The organism is Porphyromonas somerae (genome assembly GCF_022845615.1).
Classification (GTDB): domain Bacteria; phylum Bacteroidota; class Bacteroidia; order Bacteroidales; family Porphyromonadaceae; genus Porphyromonas_A; species Porphyromonas_A somerae.
In genome coordinates this window covers 492,039-511,452 of the sequence record NZ_AP025559.1, presented here as the reverse complement: position 1 = coordinate 511,452, position 19,414 = coordinate 492,039, and the positions used below count along the sequence as shown (strand labels likewise).

The window sequence follows — 19,414 nt, the reverse complement described above, 5'->3', positions numbered from 1 at the left end:
ATAAACCCCCAGTCGTTCGGGGCTAACGCCCCTCCGACAGGGGGCTACGACAAATCGGACCTCTCCGAGGTCCTTACCTGCTTGTCTAGTACAAGGAATACCTGTACGGAAAATAACTTAAGTTGATTTTTCTAATGCATAACCCCTGCATATACACTTTCACGTATGGAAGTTCAACCCTAACTGTAGCAGGGCAAAAGTTTAGTTGCATCTCAGCGATTGCTTAGTTGCATCTCGCCGTTTGCTTAGTTGCATCTCGGCGATCGCTTAGTTGCATCTCGGCGATCGCTTAGTTGCAACTAAACTTTCGCTTTTATAGTATATTGTATATCAGATAGTTACAAATCTCCTAAAAGCGACTATCAGAAGCTCGGAATTTATCGGAAGGACCTTGGAAGAAGTCCATTACAATCACCTAAACGTCCGTCTCGTCTTGATAAGGCACCCAAAAGAAAGAAGGTTCATCCGACATTTCGTGTGATACGGCAGTCATGTAGTGCAAAAAGTCTAAGTTTGAAATAGTCATCATCTCTATATCCGTAAGCATTTCTCTTCATCACTTTAATTTTATTGTTTATACCCTCCACTTTGGCCGTTGATAGCCGTCCATAATACCATGCGAGTATTTCCTTTTTAGCTGTATTGATTGTATTTGCTAATGAGATTAGAGGTTTTGAATCTGTATCTAATGCCATTGAGACCCAGCTGTTTAATCTTTCCTCTGCTTCATTAATGGTTCGTTGATTATATATTTCTCTCAGGTCCTCCTTGAGGTAATAGGCTTGAGAGAGGGGTTCGTTCATTGCGAGTGCTTTCTGGAGCTTCGTTCTCCCTTTCTCATCAATCATCTTTTCCCCGTTGGCAAGTAGGAGGTATCTTGTTCCTTTGATTAGTTTTTTCTTTCCCTCGTCCACCTCTTTTGCCACTAACTCTCTTCGCACTTTATCAAGGGTATCATTCATTAGCTTGATGACATGAAAGTGGTCAAATACGTGTATGGCATCAGGGGTATTCTCACGTACTGATTTAGAGAAGGCTGATGACATATCTGTCGCCACATACTTTATCTGAACGTTCTTCTTCCTTACCCTTTTCCAAAACGTTGTAAGAGCATCCGCCCCCTTTCCATCGCCAACATGAAGGATTCTTCCTGAGATTAGGTCCACTACGATTGTCTTATAAACATGTCCTTTTCGGACAGCGAACTCATCAATACCTATGCACTGCACCCCTTGTAAGGAGGGCTTGCTGTAGTGTCTCTTAAGATAGGTTGTGTGAATATCCTTTACTACATCCCAACTAACACCTAGCCTTTTTGAAACCTCCTGAATAGTCATTGCCCTTAGCAAATCAACCACGTACTTGGCAAAGCGATTAGAGTACGACCTATTGCCTTTAACAAAGCTGACCCTCTCGTAATCATCGTTTCCGCATTCTTTGCATTTGTATCTTTGTACTTTCATGTGCAATATGGTTTTGGTAGAACCAATTGGTAGCGCATGGATATTACGATACCGGTAGCCATTCTTCACGAGAGTGTATTCCCCGCAGCACGGGCACCTCTTTTTTGTTTTAGAATACTCTATATCTAAAACTATTTTGTTAGTTTTGTAGTGTGTAGCAGTACATTTGACTCCAACAAGACCATATACATGTCGTAGAAAACTGGTATCCATTGTGTAATTAAGCGTTTAGTGGATGATTCGCTCAATTATAATGGATTTCCAGTTTTCTTTCAAATTATCAAAGAGAAAAAAGACTCCGTCGCCCATATCTTGCGGATTTCATCCCGCAAGATGATTGGTGTATACAGGCTGACGCAGTAGTCTCAAGGTGATACAGTCACCCCATCACGCAGAATATCGGATGAGGCAGAAAGAATACCCCGAAGGGGTTGCACGGCCTAATAACCCGAGCTTCCCCCTGAAGGCGAGCGGTAGCGAGTCTGAAGGTGAAGCTTGGGCACTGGAGCCAGCACAAGCACGCTACCCCGAAGGGGTTGCATATCCACGGTCAGATCTGTATTAGACATTTTCAACAGCCAAAGCTTGAACATCCTAGGTACCGTATCACTCAACCATTGGGGGGCTCTATCTGTTTTAAGAGTATGAAGCGGTATGTAGAGAATAAAATACGACAATGGCTGGGGGAGGACAATCCTTCCCTTCTTTGGCTCGCCTATCTTCTTCCTTTTGGTCTGCCGATAGTCAGTGCGTGGGGCAAAGGGGTAGTGGCAGGCTGGGTGCTCCTATGCATCGGAGTGCTTCTGCTCTTTGTACGTGGCACTCAGCGTCATCGGCACTCTTGGCGAATAACGCTCTTTCTACCTGTCTTGGCACTGCTATTAAGTACGGTGGTGAGTTTCTATCTAGTCCCTCAGTGGCACCTCTATTGGAGCTTGCTCTCTATGGCACTTTCGGCTGGATGGCTGTGGAGGATTGAGGAGACCTTATCACGGGAGAATCCTCTCAGCATTGAGGAGTGGCTCTTTAGTGCCCGGCTATTTGGCATCGGGAGCCTTGGGTATATGCTCATTTGCCTTTTGGGGCTTCATAGATTCGGTTGGTCGGAGTGGGCACCTATGCCACTCATCATAATAGGAGTGGTACTTCATCAAGTTCGGGTGCACAAGGCATCGATCTGCTGGAAGCAATCCTTTTGCTGTCCCATCGGCACTCCCTTGGTGCGGATGGCGATTGTACGAGGCAATGAATTATGGTTAACGAAAAGGCCCTACACTGGCTGCTTTGTGGAGGATAAGGAGGCACCTTGCCACACAGCAACCTATAGAGATCAACCGCTGACCACTTGCATTAATCCTGGGGAAACACCTGAGGAAGCGATCCATAGGGCGTACTGCTCTATCGGATTAAAGTTGAAGGAGACGCCTCGGTTTCTGCTCAAGTACGGCTACCACCCCACACCAGAAAATGAGCGGGTAGTCTATCTATTTGTGCTCAACCTTAGGGGGTATAACTATGAGACAACACTCAATATGAGAGGGCACTTCTATAGCCCTGAGAAGATTGACCACCTCATTGCTAAAGATTACTTTCAACCCCAATTTGTGGAGGAGTACAAGTATCTCAAGAATACGCTCCTCCGAGCGAATGCTGTCCTGGACTCAAACATGGTTACTGAATAAGGCGGTAGCGGCTTCGCACCTCTTTGATAGAGATTCGCTCCTCAAAGTGCCACCACTCTTTGCGTATATTGCGTAGTCCTACCGCATTCATCTGCTTGGTGAGGTAGCGGCGGTTGTTGTAGGCCTCTTTAGAGATCAATCCCTTCCGTAGCAACTCCTGCTCCTTATCGGTATGGCTACGGATACCGAAATGGTCTACTGGGCTACCCATATCCAGACGCTCTCCTGTCTGGGTATTGATGATGGTAAGGTCTACTGCCGCACCATAGTTGTGCCTTCCTCCACCATTGGCTGGCGATGCTACATACCCTTGATATTTGGTTCCTCGCACGGTATTGTACATCTTTTTTTGAACACTCAGAGGGCGAGCTGCATCGCAGATCAATAGGGAGTACTCCTCGCCCCAATCTTTCTTGAGTCGAGCCTGCACCTGCTTTAGCTTTTCAGCGATATGGGGGAGGAGGTAGGCAGTCGTCCACTCGCCATACATATCTACGCCTACAAAGTTATCGGTAGAGGCGTACATCAGCTCTACCTGAATAGTGGGGTCTACCTGCTGGATATCTACCAGCCCGACGATGCTATCCCCCGCTGAGGAGGGGGTAAAAGAAAAGAGGCATTGAAGTACGATTAAATACTTCAATACCTCTTTAAGTATATTGATTCGTGACATTGCTTAGCTATTCATGGAGGCTAAGAACTCGATATTATCTACCGTATTCTCTATACGTGACTTGATGAGCTCCATGGCTTCGAGAGAGGTCATATCATTGATATGACGGCGAAGCACCCACATACGATTGAGGGTTTCTTGATCCTGAAGTAGGTCGTCTCGACGAGTGCTAGAGCTCTGCAGATCCACTGCTGGGAAAATACGCTTATTGGAGAGCTTACGATCGAGCTGTAGCTCCATATTACCTGTTCCCTTGAACTCCTCGAAGATCACATCATCCATCTTGGAGCCAGTCTCAGTAAGTGCGGTAGCAAGAATGGTGAGACTTCCGCCTCCCTCGATATTACGAGCTGCACCGAAGAAACGCTTAGGCTTCTGCAACGCATTGGCATCAACACCACCCGATAGTACCTTTCCGGAAGCTGGCTGAACGGTATTGTAGGCACGAGCAAGACGGGTAATAGAGTCGAGCAAGATGACCACATCGTGACCGCACTCTACCAATCGCTTGGCCTTCTGTAGGACAATATCGGCAATCTTCACATGCTGCTCTACTGGCTCATCAAAGGTCGAAGCAATCACCTCGGCATCGACGTTGCGTGCCATATCTGTCACCTCCTCAGGTCGCTCATCAATCAATAGGACAATCATATAGACCTCGGGGTGGTTATGGGCAATCGCATTGGCAATGTCCTTTAGGAGCATTGTCTTACCAGTCTTAGGCTGTGCTACGATCAAACCACGCTGCCCCTTACCAATAGGGGAGAAGAGATCTACAATCCTCACGCCAACCTTATCATAAACCTTGGAGGCAGTAGGTGCTTCCAACTTGAACTTCTCAGTAGGGAAGAGAGGGGTTAGATGGTCAAAAGGTACTCGGTCACGCACCTGCTTAGGGTCGCAACCATTAAGACGCACCAAGCTCTTCATTGGGAAATACTTATCCTTATCCCTCGGCGGAGTAATGATCGCCTCAATGACATCGCCGGTCTTAAGCCCATACGACTTGATTTGCGACTGAGACACATAGACATCATCGGGGGAGGATAGATAGTTGTAGTCGCTGGAGCGAATAAAACCGTAGCCATCGGGCAATACCTCTAGTACACCAGTGCTATGAAGGGTATCCTTGAAGTCGTAGGTAGGCTTCGCTGGTTGTGGCTCTGCCTGTGGCTGACGATTCTGGTTGTTATTGCCCTGATGATTATTATTATTCTGAGCTGGGTTGCCCTGTGGCTTCTTTGGCTGTTGCTGATTATTATCTGTCTGGGTAGCTTTTTGCTGTGATGCTTGCTTAGGCTGAGTCGTCTCCTCTTCCTTAGCTGGAGCACCCTTCTTCTCCTCCTTTTTAGGTTGATTAGGGGCAATCATCCCCATCATATCGGTGAGTACCGAATTGCTGGCATTCTTATTGACAAACACCTGAGGCTCATGCTTTGCAGCGGGCTTAGCCTCCTCCTTAGGAGCCTTTGCCTTGTCATCAGAGTTGTCAGTCTTCTTAGGTTGCGCCTCAGACTTCTTAGCAGTCTCCTCCTTCTTAGCCGCCTCTTGCTCTGCCTTCGTAGGTCTACCACGGCGACGAGTAGGCTTATTTTCCTTAGCCCCCTCCTTGGTATCAGCTTCCTCGTCCTTGTTGGCTGTTCTACGACGATTAATGGCAGTTGCTGCCTTGGCCTTTGCAATAGCCTCCGCCTTATCAGGCTCTTCCTTCTTTTCTGGAGTTGCCTTTTTTGCAGTAGCTTTCTTAGGGGTTGACTTGGTAGCCTTTGCCTTTGTGGTTGCTTTCTTTCGCCCGCCAGCCATTTGCTGTGCCGACTGATTGGCCTGTTCGTCTAGGATTTGATAGACTAGTTCCTGTCGAGAAATCTTAGGTAAACGTCCCTTAGTCCCTAGCTCCTCAGCGGCTTTATTGAGTTCATCATCACTTAGAGCATTGAGCTCAAAGAGTGTATAACTTTGTGCCATAAAAAAAACAATATATGCGTTAGCCTACTTAGAATATCTCCAAATGCATCTCCTCACTGAGGAGCCTGCTAAAGGGTATGTTGCTAACGCTTTAATTATATGGAAATATTAAAAAGAATATAAAGTGGGCAGTGATGGATTCGAACCACCGAAGGCGTAAGCCAGCTGAGTTACAGTCAGCCCCATTTGGCCACTCTGGTAACTGCCCATCTAGCTAAAAAGCTAGCAAAGTCTTAGTATTGATAAGGAGTAGCACCCCTTCATCTAACGCAAAGTTACGAATAACTCACGAGATACCAAAATATTTAGCCAATTAATCGTCAAGATCCTCGGTAATGAGAAGGCCATTGGCTACCTCTAGGGCCTTATCGTATCCAACGAGCTCACCCACAATGGCAGCACCGAAGTTGAAGACATAGCCTGGGCCACGGCCAGTGATGATCTGACCATCAACGACGGCTGGTTTCTCCTTGTACTTCGCCCCCTTCAGCTCCTCTTCAAAGCCGGGGTAAGCAGTTGCCTTCTTTCCCTCGAGAAGACCCATACGACCAAAGACTAGTGGTGAAGCACACATCGCAGCGATATGCTTTCCCGCCTCAAGGTGACGAGTGATGATCTCTCTGAGCAGCTCACACTCATAAAGATTAGTCGCTCCAGGCATACCGCCAGGAAGAGCAACAGCATCTACCACCTCATCCTTCACCTCCTCAATAATATAGTGAGCCGTAAGCTGCAATCCGTGCGAAGAGGTGAACTCCTTCGTAGGATTAATAGAAACGAAATAGGCATCTATGCCACCTCGCTTTAGGGTATCATAAGTACCGACTGCCTCGGTCTCCTCAGTGCCATTGGCCACAAAAATATAAACTTTCTTTGTCATAGTCATCTCGTCTTATAAGGTTCATTAATTAAGTTGGAAGCGGTAGGTAATGGTACCTTTTTGGCTATTCTGTCCCTCCACGGCATTAAATCTCGTAGCATAAGCCGCCTTTCGGGCACTCTCCCTCAACGTTTCATTACCAGTCGTAGTGCCTGGTCCTATAAGTGCATTTATCACCTTGCCTGAGGAGTCCACAAAAATAGTGACCACGACTACCCCCTCCTCCTGCACGGTGTAGTTAGGCCTTTGCAAAGCAGTTCCTGCTGCCAAACCACGGCCGGCTAGAGAGAAGCTACCAAATCCACCCACTCCAGCATTGGCACCACCCGAGGTGACGTTACCATCGGGCGAACCAGCTCTACCTGCGGGTGCCATCGGGTCGCTACCCGTGCCACTACTCCCTGTATTTCCAAAGGCGCCAGAGACATTCTTTCGGATCGCCTCACGCCTACGAGCCGCCTCTTGCTCCTCTCGCTTACGCTGCTCCTCTCGCCTCTTCTGCTCCAGTCGGCGCTGCTCCTCCGCATTATCCTTCTTAGGTTTTTCAGGAGCCCTCACCTCGGGAGCCTCGGGCGTCTCTTGTGTCAAAAGCCCATTCTCCTCCACCTCAGGCATAGGCTCGGGAGACATAGGTTCATAGTCGGGTTCCAACTGATGTGGCATAAACATACCCGAGGCTATGGGGGTATCACCGATATTGACCAGTATTCCACCTCCCTCCTCAGGCACCTCAGACTTAAGGAACAAAAAGAGAAGCAAGACTATTGCCACCGCATGGATAGCAATGGTTGTCACCAACGCTATCGCACGATACTTATTATTCTCTTTCTTACTAGGCATAGTTTACTCCAAGGCTCTCGTAACCAAAACCATCTGATAGTGGTTTTCGACTGCTATATTGAGCAGCTTCACAATCTCACGATAAGGCACTTCCTCATCGGCATAAAGTGCCACATACATATCCGGATTGGCCTGCTTTGTCATCTCCAGATAGGGAGCGATCTCCTCAAAGGTCACAGCCCGATCCTCCTCACCTTCCATTCCCACGAAGTACTGCAGGTCAGACGTCAGTACAATGCGTGTAATCGCTCTAGGAGTGGTCTGCTGGCTCGACCGTGGCAAAGTCACCTTAAGGGCACTCGGCACCACAAGTGTGCTGCTCACCATAAAGAATATCAGGAGTAGAAATATGGTATCCGTCATAGATGCCATACTAAAGAACTCCATTGCTTTGCTCTTACGCTTCAGTTTCATCTCCCTGATGGCTCATTAATAAGGTCCATAAACTCCAGTGCCTCTTGCTCCGACTTAGTGATCACCTCATCCACCTTAGTAGTGAGATAATTGTAAGCGAAAAGAGCCAAGATGCCGACCACAAGACCACCAACGGTACTGACCAACGCCTCATAGATGCCACCAGAAAGAAGGCTAATATCCACAGCCGAACCAGCATTCGCCATATTGAAGAAAGCCTTAATCATACCAGTCACCGTACCCAAGAACCCGATCATAGGAGCTCCAGAGGCCACCGTAGCCAGTACCGGAAGTCGCTTCTCCAGCTTTGCCACCTCGATATTCCCCACATTCTCAATCGCAGCAGAGATATCGGCCATTGGGCGCCCGAGCCTTTGGATTCCCTTCTCCACCATCTTTGCTCCCGGAGTCTGCTTACTTTGGCAAAGGTCCAGAGCCGATTGTATCTTCCCTTCACGAATATAGTCACGTATCTTACTGGTAAAGTCGTCGTCCTTCTTATTCATACTCTTGAGCAAAAGGAGCCGCTCCACAAATACATAGAGAGCGATCAGTGAGAGGATCAAGAGCACCAGCATCAACCATCCTCCCTTCGTTGCTAGTTCCCAAATTGATATCTCACCCACACCATTCGCCACTGCGGCGGTTCCACTTGCCGAAAGGTCGGGCATCGCATTATATAGGGTATCACCAGCCACTTGAAGTATTGTACTTAGCATAAAATCAATTAAATATATTATTTCCTTTGTTTCAAACAATCCAAATACCGCCTTATCGTCTCCTCGAGCCCTAGATACAAAGCATCACAAATCAAGGCGTGTCCGATAGAGACCTCCGCTAGATTGGGGAGACACTTATCAAGGAAAGCAAGGTTGTGTAAATCGAGGTCATGACCTGCATTGAGCTCCAAGCCCACCTCCTCTGCCACCTTAGCAGCACGAACAAAAGGTGCCACCGCAGCTTCTCTATCAATATGATAATTGGCAGCATAAGGCTCCGTATAAAGCTCCACCCTATCCGAGCCCACTTCCTTAGCAGCACGGATATTATCCGCATCCGTATCCACGAAAATAGAGCTTCGGATCCCCCTCTCGTGCAACTGCCCAATAATCTCACTGAGGAAATCAAAGTGCTCACGCACCTGCCACCCCGCATTACTTGTCAAGACCCCAGGTGGGTCTGGTACCAGCGTCACCTGAGCAGGCTGCACATCGAGTACCAGTTTCATAAATTCAGGCGAAGGGTAGCCCTCGATATTGAATTCCGTTGTGACCACCTTCTTCAGGTCGTACACGTCGGCATATCTAATATGCCGCTCATCGGGGCGAGGGTGCACCGTGATCCCCTCCGCTCCAAAGTGCTCAATATCCTTCGTCACCTGTATCAGGTCAGGATTATTACCACCCCTGGCATTTCGCAGAGTGGCTATCTTATTGACATTTACACTCAGTCTTGTCATACCGACTCCTTTCTTAAAGCTTAGAGAGGTGATGCCCCATCTTATTCTTCTTAGTCAGGAGATAGTCGTGATTGTACTCATTAGGCTTTATCTCAATCGGCACAATCTCCGCCACCTCCAGCCCGAAGCTCTCCAGTCCGATCCGCTTCACAGGGTTATTGGTCATCAAACGCATCTTCTGCACTCCTAGCTGTCTGAGGATTTCGGCACCTACCCCATAGTCACGCTCATCGGCTCTACATCCTAGGTGTAGATTGGCTTCCACCGTATCCAGGCCTTGCTCCTGAAGCTTGTAGGCAGCGATCTTATTCATCAGACCGATACCACGTCCCTCTTGCTGTAAGTAGACAATCACCCCTCGGCCTTCCTCTTGCACCTTACGCATCGCCTCGTGGAGTTGGTCGCCACAATCACAGCGGTAAGAGCCAAAGATGTCCCCAGTGATACAACTGCTATGCATACGCACCAAGACCGGCTCAGAAGTAGATACATTGCCTTTAACTAGAGCCACATGCTCCATTCCATTGCTCTTTTGCTTGAAAGGAACTACTCTAAAATCACCATAAGCTGTTGGCAATTGTGCCTCCTCACCCTTCTCCACGATACTCTCCGTGCGAAGGCGGTACTTAATCAGGTCGGCAATCGTGATGATCCGCATGCCATACTTCTCCGCAATCACCTGCAACTGAGGCATACGCGCCATTGTACCATCCTCATTAATGATCTCAATCAGACACGCAACGGGCTGTAGCCCTGCCAACTTACACAAGTCCACCGAAGCCTCCGTATGCCCAGCTCTTCTCAGCACTCCCTTGCTCCTTGCCCTAAGTGGGTTGATATGGCCAGGGCGTCCAAAGTCCGAAGCTTTGGCTTCAGGGTCGGCAAGAGCATTGATCGTCGTAGCACGGTCATACATAGAGACCCCTGTGGTCACCCCCTTACCATTCAGGTCTACCGTTACGGTAAAAGGGGTTTCATACTGCGAAGTATTATCCGCCACCTGCAGAGGGAGCTCCAGTTCGGCACAGCGCTCCTCCGTCATAGGGGCACAGAGCACGCCCCTTCCGTGGCTCATCATAAAGTTAATAATCTCAGGAGTCACCTTTTCCGCAGCGATGATAAAGTCCCCCTCATTCTCCCGATCCTCATCGTCCACCACGATCACTATCTTCCCGGCTTTAAAGTCCTCGATAGCCTCCTCGATTGTACTTAGCTTAAATTCCATTTCTACACTCTATATTGTATTAGTTATTTAGTTTTGCTCTCTCAATATCCACCAGCAGCACCTTATTATACTGCCGAATGGCTTTCACCCCCCTAATATACCTTTTATTTCGCAGAATATAAAGCAGATAGCAGAGACCACCCACAGGGAAAAGCCACATCAGTAGCCCATTGACCCCTCTTTTAGTCGTCCGCCACTCCCTTATCAAATACCTCAGATAAGGATACCCCTCCAAGTGATCCACCAGAGAATAGTCCCGGCTATGCTTCAGGTGCCCCACCAATTGCTCCACCTGCCGATAGAGCTCTCTCCTTTGGGCAAAATAGGCCTCATTCCTAAAGAATTGCCCATATCCTAGTCTTCCCGCCTCCAATTGCTCCTTTGCCAGCTGATCCAAAGCCAAAACCTGCTCCCTTGCCAGCTCATAATCCACCGACTCCATAGTCACCTCCTTGTACTCCACCGTTCGCTTGGTACGAGGGCCCCACAAAGAGCGTAGCTGGGTGATGAAGTCCACATTCCAGCGATTGGTATCCCTCGACGCCACCACACAGAGGAGCACCCCCACAGGCACCAAGACCATATTAGGTAGCCACATACCCACCCACGTGAGGAGCGTCCCCTCACGAGCCATTTTGATGCCAAAGGTCTCCAGAATATAAAAGAAAATAAAGAGGAATACCGCCACCAAGAACGGCAATCCCATTCCCCCCTTACGGATCAAAGCACCCAGAGGGGCACCGATCAAGAAGAAAGCAATACAGGCAACCGGATAGGTCAGCTTACGCCAATACTCCGACTCATTTTTCCGAAGCAAGTCCACATCCTCCCGCATCTCCTCCACCGTAAAGAAGGTCTCATTCTGCACCCTCGTCACCTGAGATATGGCCGAAGCATAGACGCTACTCGCACTACTTGCTCCCACGGCGCTCAGCTTCTTCCCCACATCAAAGGACGCGTAAGCCACCTTTGTTTTCTTTGCCTTCTTTGGCGTCGGCGCCTTCATCTCCTCACTATGCACCACCTCCGCCTCCGATAACGACTCAGCATAGGTATCCTCCAATTGCTCCAGCCGCTCCGAGTAGCTTCCCTCAGCATCACCACTCTCCGAAGAAGTCCACTCCACAGCCCTCTTCATCTGCTCCATACTCTCCTCCCGAAGCGACTCCTGAAGCGACTCTAGTTCACTCGACTGCCCCACCATCTGATACCCCAGCCTCTGAGTACTATTTTGCATACCTAGGAGCGCCAAAGAGTCGATTTCCACCCGTAGCGAATCGGTATATGCCTTCAATTGTCGCATATCCTTACCCACAAACTGACTGGTGAGGATCGATTCATCCACCATACTCAGGTCGGTATTAAAGGGGATATGCAGCTCCTTGTACCCAAAGCGCTCACGCAAAAAAGGGCGATCCTCCGAAGTCTGATAGTAGCTCCCTTGCCCCTTCAGGTTTTGAAACGACTCCCCATGATACAGCTCCAGGATCAGCTCCTGTCCCTTGGGAGTAGAGTAGAGGCGACCACTATCTGCCACTACCACCATCGCCTCATCAAAACCCTGCGAAAAGTCGTACAGCATCAGCCCATAGAGCATCTTCCGCTTATTATCCTTTTTCTCCACGAAGATACTGTAGTTATCCACCCCCTTATAGAAAGCTCCCTCAGGGATCGCCAGCTCGGGCGACTTATTTTTGATCGAGAAGTAGTATTGCCAAAACTTCACCTGGCTCTGAATCATCCAGTCGTTTTGAAAAACGAAAAGCCCCATCGCCAGCACCACCACAAAGTAAAAGGCTGGCTTCAAAATCTTGTAGAGCGGGATACCCGCTGCCTTCATCGCCAGCAGCTCCATCCGCTCCCCGAGGTTACCAAAGGTCATCAGCGACGCCACCAGCACCCCTAGCACCAGTGCCAGCGGAACCATCGTCATAGAGGCAAAGAAAAGCAGGCGAAGAAGTACTAGGCCATCCACCCCCTTCCCCACCAGCGTACCGACCGACTGCCAGAGAAATTGGATCACCACCACAAAGAGCGACACCGAAAACCCCGCCAGCAATAGCGGGATAAACGTCTTGACAATATATGTATAGAGCCTCTTAGGCCGCCATCTCTTCATCACTCAGCAGATAGATCTACTTCACCACACCCCTCACCCCCTCGGATTCAGCTACAAATTTAGCAAAAATCCGCTTCATCACCTAGCTAGTATATCATTGAGTGAAGTGAGCCGAAGCATCTCCACACCCACCCCCTCATCTATTGCCGAGTGGGTGATCTCAATGGTATAAGGCCTATTCGGAAGCAGGTCAAAGAAGTTGTCGCTATACTGAGCCCCTTGCCAAGGGGTCTCCACAAAGAGCGACTTGACCAAAACTGGACTGCAAAGGGTCACTCTCAGTCGCCCCTGCGACGCCTCAAGCGAGATGGAAGGGGCCGCCTTCGGCAGCTGCATCTCCTTCGGCAAGGTAGGGAAGAAAAGGTTCCGCGCCAATAGCTTCTGCCCCGCCTTTAGCTCCAGCTCCACAAAGAGTTGCCCCCCACACTGCTCTAGCTTTTCCTTTGCTAGCTCCCCCACCTTTTGACTAAATGGATAGCGTTCGCTCCGAAAGCTAAATTGCTCCGTCCAAAGTTGCCGACCAAAGTAGTCCTGCCCCTTCAATTCCACCACTAGAGGCCCAAGCTCAGGCTTCAATACCTCGTCCGAAGCGACCCAAATCGCACCCTCCACCAAGTCCACAATATAAGGGGCATACGCCTCCCGCACACGGTAGTGTAGTGCCTTATGATTGCCCCAATAGTCCACCCCCGACCAGCTTACCGTAGGCCATACATCATTGAGTTGCCAGTAGAGGCTCCCCATATTGAGCGGATAGGCACGCCTCAGGGCACGGATCGCATAACCCATGCCATCACCCTGTAGCAACTGCCCCACATAGATATAGTCTACAAAGTCCTCAGGCACAGGATAGGCACGCGATAGATAGTCGGTAATCCGCTGATTACCCACAAAGGAGCGCTGCCGATTCTTCAGGATCGGGCTCTCAATCGTCAGCCTTTCCACCTGCACACCAGGGGCAAAGCTCTCCACCGTCTTTCGCTCGGGAAATGCCTGAAAACCATACTCCGAGGCAAAGCGACCTGGATTTTGGTCGAATTCCTTAAAATCCTTACCTCCAAACCATACCCGCCAATTGTGCGAATCCCCCTTCAGAAAGCTCTCTGGTCTTCCCCAATTAGAGCTCACGGGCGAACCGTGAATATAGGCCACATCGGGCACCAACACCTTCAACTTCTGAGGAATCCATTCCCTAAAGAGTGCATCATATCCCTCCAGCATCTCCCGATACTCTTCATCGCTATAGCCGTAGCTCCGTTGCCAGCCCCAATGCTTCAACCCCTCTAGCACCTCATTATTGCCACAGAGGAGGGCGAGCGAAGGGTGCTTCCGCAATCGCTTCACCTGATCCTCTAGCTCCATCTCCACCGATGCCCTAAAGGTAGGATCTCTCGGGTAGGCGGTACAGGCAAAGGGGAGATCCTGCCACACCAAGATGCCATAACGATCTGCTAGCTGGTAAAACTCCTCGGACTCGTAGATACCCCCGCCCCATACACGTAGCATATTGAAGTGCAGGGGCAAAATATCCTCTTGAAACACCAGCTCCAACGTACGACCACCACCCCCCATCCAGCGGTCGTGAGGCAGATAGTTAGCCCCCTTCACATAAAGCGGACGCCCATTCACCACAAACTGAAAACGCTCCCCCTTGGCATCCTCACTCCGGTCCAATTGGATCTCGCGAATCCCAAAGAGGGTGGTATCACGCTCCAAGACGGTCTCCTCAGCTCCACCCTTCGCTAGTGTTCGCACCACTTGATAGAGCGGTTGCTCCCCCCACCCTCTTGGCATCCAGAGGCGGGGATTTTCTACCCCCATAGTGAGTTGCGCTCCCTCTCCGCTAGAGAGCAGTTGCCCCTCGGGATCCAAAAGCTCTACCCGAAGGGTGCTCCCCTCAGGATCGCCCTCCAGCTCCGAAGCGATAGAGACCGTGGCAGAGCGGGCCACTCCCTCCTCACTCCACTCAACCTCATTCCGCAGCTGTAGCTCCCCCAGCGAAGCCACGCCCACACCTCGAAGCACCACCGGCTCCTTCACCCCCATCGCCACCAGCCGAGGGCCCCAGTCCCAACCATACTGATAGGGGGCTGTCCGCACAAAGGGGCTATACTTCACCGCTCCACGGTCGTTATCGGCAGGATACATAAAACCATTGGAGAGGTACTGAGCATGCGCCACGCCGATGGGCGAAAGGAGGCGAATCACCAGCCGATTCACCCCACTCCTCAGATACCCCTTCACCTCCCAGCGGTAGTGGCGAAAGAGATTGTCGCACCGACCCACCAAAGCCCCATTAAGGTAGACTTCGGCAAAGGTATCCACACTCCCCATCTCTAGCCAAAAGCGGTCGTGCCGAGTCAGTGCCCCCTCCTCCAGCTCTAGCGTTGTACGGTAGAGCCAATTGCGGTCGCTCACCCACTGCACAGAGTCTTCATTTGCCCCCACAAAAGGGTCGGGAAGGAGCCCCAGCTCCACCAAAGTACCCTGCACTGTACCAGGGAGCTCGGCTCGGTGCCACTCGCTACGCCCCTCCTCCTGTAGCTCAAAGGCCTGAAGCACCCACCGCTCACTCGCCTGCAACCCATCGGCACGCACCTCCACACACAAACTACTGAGGAGAAGCAGCACCACCAAACCGACTACTCCACACACACCAAACTCTTTGCATCGCTCCACTACCACACTCATATATATAATAGAACCACTAATAATAATAAATGCTCCGCCCCCTCACACAAAGATAAGAAATAAAAATAACACCGCCCCTTCCACCTCCCACACCTCCATAGGGGTTACGCATTAGGAGGGTCTTACCGAGTGGAATTCATCAGAGTGTCAATGAGTAAGGACCGCGTCAGAGGTCCGACGGATCCTAGCCCCCGAGTCGGAGGGGCAAAGTCCCCGAACGACCGGGGGAAAACGTGGCAACCACCCCACCCCTACGACCTCCCCTCGTGGGAGGTCGGACAAACCATTCCAGAATTAACCTGATGCGGTTGTTCGACCCGCAAGGGGTCGTAAGATAGGGGAGGGAGGCTTCATTACCCCCGAGTCGTTCGGGGCATTCGCCCCTCCGATTCGGGGCTAGGATCCGTCTGACCTCCCACGAGGGGAGGTCATTCATGGTAAGAACTTTCTAATGCGTAACCTCTGCACCACTTTGAGGACTAGGGATTCGAATAGCATCGAATCTGTTTTTAACCCACGATGCACCCACTTTCCAGAATTTCAAAAGGCGAGATAAGGTAAAAAAAACAGCTAAAATAGGGGCACCGATGCTCCTTTTGCAACCAACTGAAATTCAATACCATACAAAAGCGTTTGCCGAGATGCAACTAAGCAATCGGCGAGATGCAACTCGGCAAATGCTTAGTTGCAACTAACCGATTGCTTAGTTGCATCCCAACTTTTAGTCTACTACAATACCATTCTTGAGACTGTTCACGAAGGCGAAGACCCGAGCTTAGAAATGCAAAGACCCGAGCTTAGAAATGCAAAGACCCCACCTCCGCCTCTTGCGAAGATAGGGTCTTAGGGATGAGTAGTATGGTGCCAGCGACTTACCTATTCTGGTACTGCTCAGTGTAGTACATTTGGTAGTCACCCGAGGTGGTATACTGTAGCCACTCCTGATTATTGAGGTACCAGCAGACCGTCTTTTGGAGGCCTTCTTGGACAGTGACTGTGGGATGCCAATCGAGCTCTCTATGAATTTTTCGAGCGTCGATGGCGTAGCGGGTGTCGTGCCCTGGTCGGTCCTTGACATAATGTATAAGTGGCAGGGAGTGCCCCTCTGGGTGGCCGAGGAGACGGTCTACGGAGGTGATAAGTAGCTTCACGAGCTCAATATTTTGCAGCTCGTTATGCCCTCCGATATTGTAGGTCTCTCCCACCTTTCTTGCCTTGATGATCTGCTCTATAGCGCGGACGTGGTCTATGACGTATAGCCAATCACGTACCTGCTTGCCATCGCCGTAGATGGGGATGGGTCGTTGGTGTAGGATATTGGAGATGACGAGTGGGATGAGCTTTTCGGGGAACTGCCAAGGGCCGTAATTATTGCTACAATTGCTGATCACGGTAGGCAGTCCGAAGGTATCGTGGTAAGCTCGGACGAAGTGGTCGGCACTCGCTTTGCTAGCGGAGTAAGGGGAGTGAGGGTCATAGCTGTGGAGCTCAGTAAATGCAGGATCCTCGGTGTGGAGGGAGCCGTAGACCTCGTCAGTGCTAACTTGGTAAAAGAGCTTGCCTGAGAAGTCATCCTTCCACGCTTCGAGAGCGCACTGCAGTAGATGGACAGTGCCGAGTACGTTGGTATGTACAAAGGGGAGCGGTCCGCTGATACTGCGATCGACGTGGCTCTCGGCGGCGAAATTGACGACATGGGTGACGGGGTACTTCTTGAAAAGCGCTTGGACCTGCTGGAGGTCGGAGATGTCGGCCTTCTCGAATCGGTAGTTGGGGCACTGCTCTACCTCTTTGAGATTGGCAAGATTGCCTGCGTAGGTGAGGGCATCTACATTGACGAATAGGTGCTCGGGATACTCTGGGACAAGAGTGAGGAGGAAATTGGAGCCGATAAAGCCGGCACCTCCTGTGACGAGGATCACTTTTTTGTACTTAATGGTGTTCATAAATCAATAGTATATAGGTGTAATGACTCTAAATTAACGCACTTTGATCTTCAACTATATGACCCAAGAGAGTGGCACTGGAGACCTCATCAACGGCGACTCGTACAAAGTCGCCAATGTGGCTATTCTCTTTATCAAATACCACTACCTTATTCTGCTGGGTACGCCCGTAATACTGGTCTCGGCTCTTCTTTGAAAAGCCCTCGATCAGCACTACAAACTCCTTTCCAATATCCTTTGTATTACTCTCGGCTTGAATCTCTTGCTGGAGGTCGATCATCGTTTGTAGTCTCTTCAACTTTACCTCCTCTGGTACCTCATCCTCTAGCTTTTTCGCTGCGTAGGTGCCAGGACGCTCGGAGTACTTAAAAAGGAAGGCAGAGTCAAACCGCACTTCTCTCATAATGCTCAGAGTCTCCTCAAACTCATCCTCACCCTCGCCGTGAAAACCACAGAAAATATCTGTAGAGATGCCACAGTCTGGAATCAGATCTCGTATTTTTGCCACACGATCAAGATACCACTCACGAGTATATCCACGTCGCATATGCTTGAGCACTTTATTGCTGCCACTTTGAAGTGGTAGATGTATGTGCTTGCAGATGTTGGGGTACTTAGCCATCATTTGTATGGTCTCATCAGTCATATCCTTGGGGTGTGGTGAGGTGAAGCGGATACGGATATTGGGGGCTGTGGTGGCGAGTATCTCAAGCAGTCTAGGGAAGTCATAAACTTCACCATCGGGTGCTGTGTATCGGTAGGAGTTGACGGTCTGACCGAGCAGAGTTACCTCTCGATACCCCAATCGCTTCATCTCCTCTAGTTCATTGAGGATACTCTCTACCTCTCTGCTTCTTTCTCTTCCACGAGTGTAGGGAACGATGCAGTAACTACAGAATTTATTGCAGCCTCGCATGATTGAGATAAAGCCCGAGATATGTACGCCATCTAGCTTGAGGGGAATGACGTCTTTGTAGGTCTCATCGGTAGAGAGCTCTACATTTATTGCCTTTTCCCCGGATTCTACTGCACCGATTAGGTTGGGGAGCTCTAGGTAGGCATCTGGTCCTACCACTAGGTCGGCATGATGCTCCTCGATAAGCTGTTCCTTTACTCGTTCTGCCATACAACCAAGTACACCAATTATCATATTGGGCTTGTGTTTCTTGCGTATGCCATCAATCTGTGAGAGGCGGTTGAGCACTCTTTGCTCGGCATTATCACGCACGGAGCAGGTATTGATGAGCACTACATCGGCTTCCTCAAGTACCTCTGTCATAGCATACCCGATGGTCTCCATTATGGCGTAGACTACTTCGGAGTCAGCTACATTCATCTGGCACCCATAAGTCTCTAAGTAGAGGAGCTTGGCTTGGTCATTATTATTGTATATCATTTTATTCATTCTAGTCTTTGGTAAGTAGCCGTAAAATGACTAACTTTGAAAAGCTATATATATGGCAAAGATACTAAAACAATTACACCTCAAAGTGCGACGATAATAAATAGATATGGGTTCTTTATTTTTATGGCTAGCCATCGGCTACTTTGTCTTAAAGAAATTAAGCAGTGTGCTTCATGAAGTTGCTCAAGAGCATCAAGAGCAAATGGAAAGACATGCTGAACTTGAGCTCGGGGAGGAGGAACAAGAATACGTGGAGGAGTATTCTCCTCAAGAAGAGCCTATTTTTGAGAGCCCTTTTGATAGTCCTAGTAATGCTGTTGTTCCTCCCCCTTTGAAGTATCAGTCTATCAAGCTACCAACGGTGGAAGGTGGGCATCCAATGCAAAAAGTGCTCGAGACTACTGAGGATATAGAGACTGATGCAGAGGAGAGTGCCACTCGCTATAGGGCTAGCCATATCCGTGAGCATATCCGTGAGGGAATCGTGATGAAGGAGATCCTTGATCGTAAGCACTTCTAATCTCTTTGCGTGAAGAACCTCTCGCCCTAGATTCCGCAAGCGGGGTTTTATCATCACACCTTATTTTGTTACCTTTGCAAAAGTTTTTGTGGGGTGAAGCTGACGACGTCGCTACACCCTAGCGATGAAGTA

The 19,414-nt window shown here is 49.7% G+C and carries 15 protein-coding genes and 1 tRNA gene; 2 read left to right on the top strand and 14 right to left on the bottom strand.

Going from position 1 to position 19,414, the window contains the following annotated elements; all coding sequences use genetic code 11:
• Window positions 1–461: 461 nt before the first annotated feature.
• Window positions 462–1,676, bottom strand: coding sequence for an ISL3 family transposase (locus tag MWL85_RS02210; RefSeq protein ID WP_244400646.1), 1,215 nt, complete (start codon window positions 1,674–1,676; stop codon window positions 462–464).
• Between the two features lie 431 nt (window positions 1,677–2,107).
• Between MWL85_RS02210 and MWL85_RS02205 the strand changes: the two genes are divergently transcribed.
• Window positions 2,108–3,145 (top strand): hypothetical protein, encoded by a 1,038-nt coding sequence (locus tag MWL85_RS02205; protein ID WP_244401246.1) that lies wholly within the window; start codon window positions 2,108–2,110, stop codon window positions 3,143–3,145.
• Here the strand turns inward: MWL85_RS02205 and MWL85_RS02200 are convergent.
• From MWL85_RS02200 to miaB, 13 genes are all read right to left on the bottom strand, one after another.
• Window positions 3,135–3,818 (bottom strand): M15 family metallopeptidase, encoded by a 684-nt coding sequence (locus tag MWL85_RS02200; protein ID WP_244401245.1) that lies wholly within the window; start codon window positions 3,816–3,818, stop codon window positions 3,135–3,137. The genes MWL85_RS02205 and MWL85_RS02200 overlap by 11 nt on opposite strands.
• A gap of 3 nt (window positions 3,819–3,821) precedes the next feature.
• Window positions 3,822–5,783, bottom strand: coding sequence for a transcription termination factor Rho (gene rho / locus MWL85_RS02195; RefSeq protein ID WP_244401244.1), 1,962 nt, complete (start codon window positions 5,781–5,783; stop codon window positions 3,822–3,824).
• Window positions 5,784–5,908: 125 nt separating this feature from the next.
• Window positions 5,909–5,991 (bottom strand) — tRNA-Tyr (locus tag MWL85_RS02190).
• 105 nt (window positions 5,992–6,096) lie between these two features.
• Window positions 6,097–6,663, bottom strand: coding sequence for a DJ-1 family glyoxalase III (locus MWL85_RS02185; RefSeq protein WP_244401243.1), 567 nt, complete (start codon window positions 6,661–6,663; stop codon window positions 6,097–6,099).
• A 24-nt stretch (window positions 6,664–6,687) separates the two neighbouring features.
• Window positions 6,688–7,503 (bottom strand): cell envelope integrity protein TolA, encoded by an 816-nt coding sequence (locus MWL85_RS02180; RefSeq protein WP_244401242.1) that lies wholly within the window; start codon window positions 7,501–7,503, stop codon window positions 6,688–6,690.
• A 3-nt stretch (window positions 7,504–7,506) separates the two neighbouring features.
• Window positions 7,507–7,917, bottom strand: a complete 411-nt coding sequence (locus MWL85_RS02175; protein ID WP_244401241.1) for an ExbD/TolR family protein — start codon at window positions 7,915–7,917, stop codon at window positions 7,507–7,509.
• On the bottom strand, window positions 7,914–8,636 hold the full coding sequence (locus tag MWL85_RS02170; RefSeq protein WP_394802108.1) for a MotA/TolQ/ExbB proton channel family protein: 723 nt from the start codon (window positions 8,634–8,636) through the stop codon (window positions 7,914–7,916). The genes MWL85_RS02175 and MWL85_RS02170 overlap by 4 nt, the downstream gene beginning before the upstream one ends.
• Before the next feature lie 17 nt (window positions 8,637–8,653).
• Entirely contained in the window at window positions 8,654–9,376 is a 723-nt protein-coding gene (locus tag MWL85_RS02165) for a pyridoxine 5'-phosphate synthase (protein WP_244401240.1), read from the bottom strand.
• A gap of 13 nt (window positions 9,377–9,389) precedes the next feature.
• Entirely contained in the window at window positions 9,390–10,601 is a 1,212-nt protein-coding gene (locus tag MWL85_RS02160; protein ID WP_070707532.1) for a bifunctional 3,4-dihydroxy-2-butanone-4-phosphate synthase/GTP cyclohydrolase II, read from the bottom strand.
• A gap of 19 nt (window positions 10,602–10,620) precedes the next feature.
• Window positions 10,621–12,720, bottom strand: coding sequence for an LptF/LptG family permease (locus MWL85_RS02155; RefSeq protein WP_244401239.1), 2,100 nt, complete (start codon window positions 12,718–12,720; stop codon window positions 10,621–10,623).
• A 78-nt stretch (window positions 12,721–12,798) separates the two neighbouring features.
• Window positions 12,799–15,411 carry a beta-mannosidase gene (locus MWL85_RS02150; RefSeq protein ID WP_262914448.1) on the bottom strand — a complete coding sequence of 871 codons (2,613 nt, stop codon included), beginning with the start codon at window positions 15,409–15,411 and terminating at the stop codon, window positions 12,799–12,801.
• 872 nt (window positions 15,412–16,283) lie between these two features.
• Window positions 16,284–17,357, bottom strand: coding sequence for a dTDP-glucose 4,6-dehydratase (gene rfbB, locus MWL85_RS02145; RefSeq protein ID WP_244401238.1), 1,074 nt, complete (start codon window positions 17,355–17,357; stop codon window positions 16,284–16,286).
• Window positions 17,358–17,385: 28 nt separating this feature from the next.
• Window positions 17,386–18,762 (bottom strand): tRNA (N6-isopentenyl adenosine(37)-C2)-methylthiotransferase MiaB, encoded by a 1,377-nt coding sequence (miaB, locus tag MWL85_RS02140; protein WP_244401237.1) that lies wholly within the window; start codon window positions 18,760–18,762, stop codon window positions 17,386–17,388.
• A 106-nt stretch (window positions 18,763–18,868) separates the two neighbouring features.
• Between miaB and MWL85_RS02135 the strand changes: the two genes are divergently transcribed.
• Window positions 18,869–19,282: a hypothetical protein gene (locus tag MWL85_RS02135; protein ID WP_021902498.1), complete on the top strand. Its 414-nt coding sequence runs from the start codon at window positions 18,869–18,871 to the stop codon at window positions 19,280–19,282.
• The last annotated feature ends 132 nt before the right edge of the window (window positions 19,283–19,414 follow it).

Excerpts from the sequence above, each read along its gene's own strand:
- MWL85_RS02185 (WP_244401243.1), bottom strand. The coding sequence starts at position 6,663 with ATGACAAAGAAAGTTTATATTTTTGTGGCCAATGGCACTGAGGAGACC.
- MWL85_RS02170 (WP_394802108.1), bottom strand. The coding sequence starts at position 8,636 with ATGCTAAGTACAATACTTCAAGTGGCTGGTGATACCCTATATAATGCG.
- rfbB (WP_244401238.1), bottom strand. The coding sequence starts at position 17,357 with ATGAACACCATTAAGTACAAAAAAGTGATCCTCGTCACAGGAGGTGCC.
- rho (WP_244401244.1), bottom strand. The coding sequence starts at position 5,783 with ATGGCACAAAGTTATACACTCTTTGAGCTCAATGCTCTAAGTGATGAT.
- MWL85_RS02205 (WP_244401246.1), top strand. The coding sequence starts at position 2,108 with ATGAAGCGGTATGTAGAGAATAAAATACGACAATGGCTGGGGGAGGAC.
- MWL85_RS02200 (WP_244401245.1), bottom strand. The coding sequence starts at position 3,818 with ATGTCACGAATCAATATACTTAAAGAGGTATTGAAGTATTTAATCGTA.
- MWL85_RS02150 (WP_262914448.1), bottom strand. The coding sequence starts at position 15,411 with ATGAGTGTGGTAGTGGAGCGATGCAAAGAGTTTGGTGTGTGTGGAGTA.
- MWL85_RS02165 (WP_244401240.1), bottom strand. The coding sequence starts at position 9,376 with ATGACAAGACTGAGTGTAAATGTCAATAAGATAGCCACTCTGCGAAAT.
- MWL85_RS02160 (WP_070707532.1), bottom strand. The coding sequence starts at position 10,601 with ATGGAATTTAAGCTAAGTACAATCGAGGAGGCTATCGAGGACTTTAAA.
- MWL85_RS02210 (WP_244400646.1), bottom strand. The coding sequence starts at position 1,676 with ATGGATACCAGTTTTCTACGACATGTATATGGTCTTGTTGGAGTCAAA.
- MWL85_RS02135 (WP_021902498.1), top strand. The coding sequence starts at position 18,869 with ATGGGTTCTTTATTTTTATGGCTAGCCATCGGCTACTTTGTCTTAAAG.
- miaB (WP_244401237.1), bottom strand. The coding sequence starts at position 18,762 with ATGAATAAAATGATATACAATAATAATGACCAAGCCAAGCTCCTCTAC.
- MWL85_RS02175 (WP_244401241.1), bottom strand. The coding sequence starts at position 7,917 with ATGAAACTGAAGCGTAAGAGCAAAGCAATGGAGTTCTTTAGTATGGCA.
- MWL85_RS02155 (WP_244401239.1), bottom strand. The coding sequence starts at position 12,720 with ATGAAGAGATGGCGGCCTAAGAGGCTCTATACATATATTGTCAAGACG.
- MWL85_RS02180 (WP_244401242.1), bottom strand. The coding sequence starts at position 7,503 with ATGCCTAGTAAGAAAGAGAATAATAAGTATCGTGCGATAGCGTTGGTG.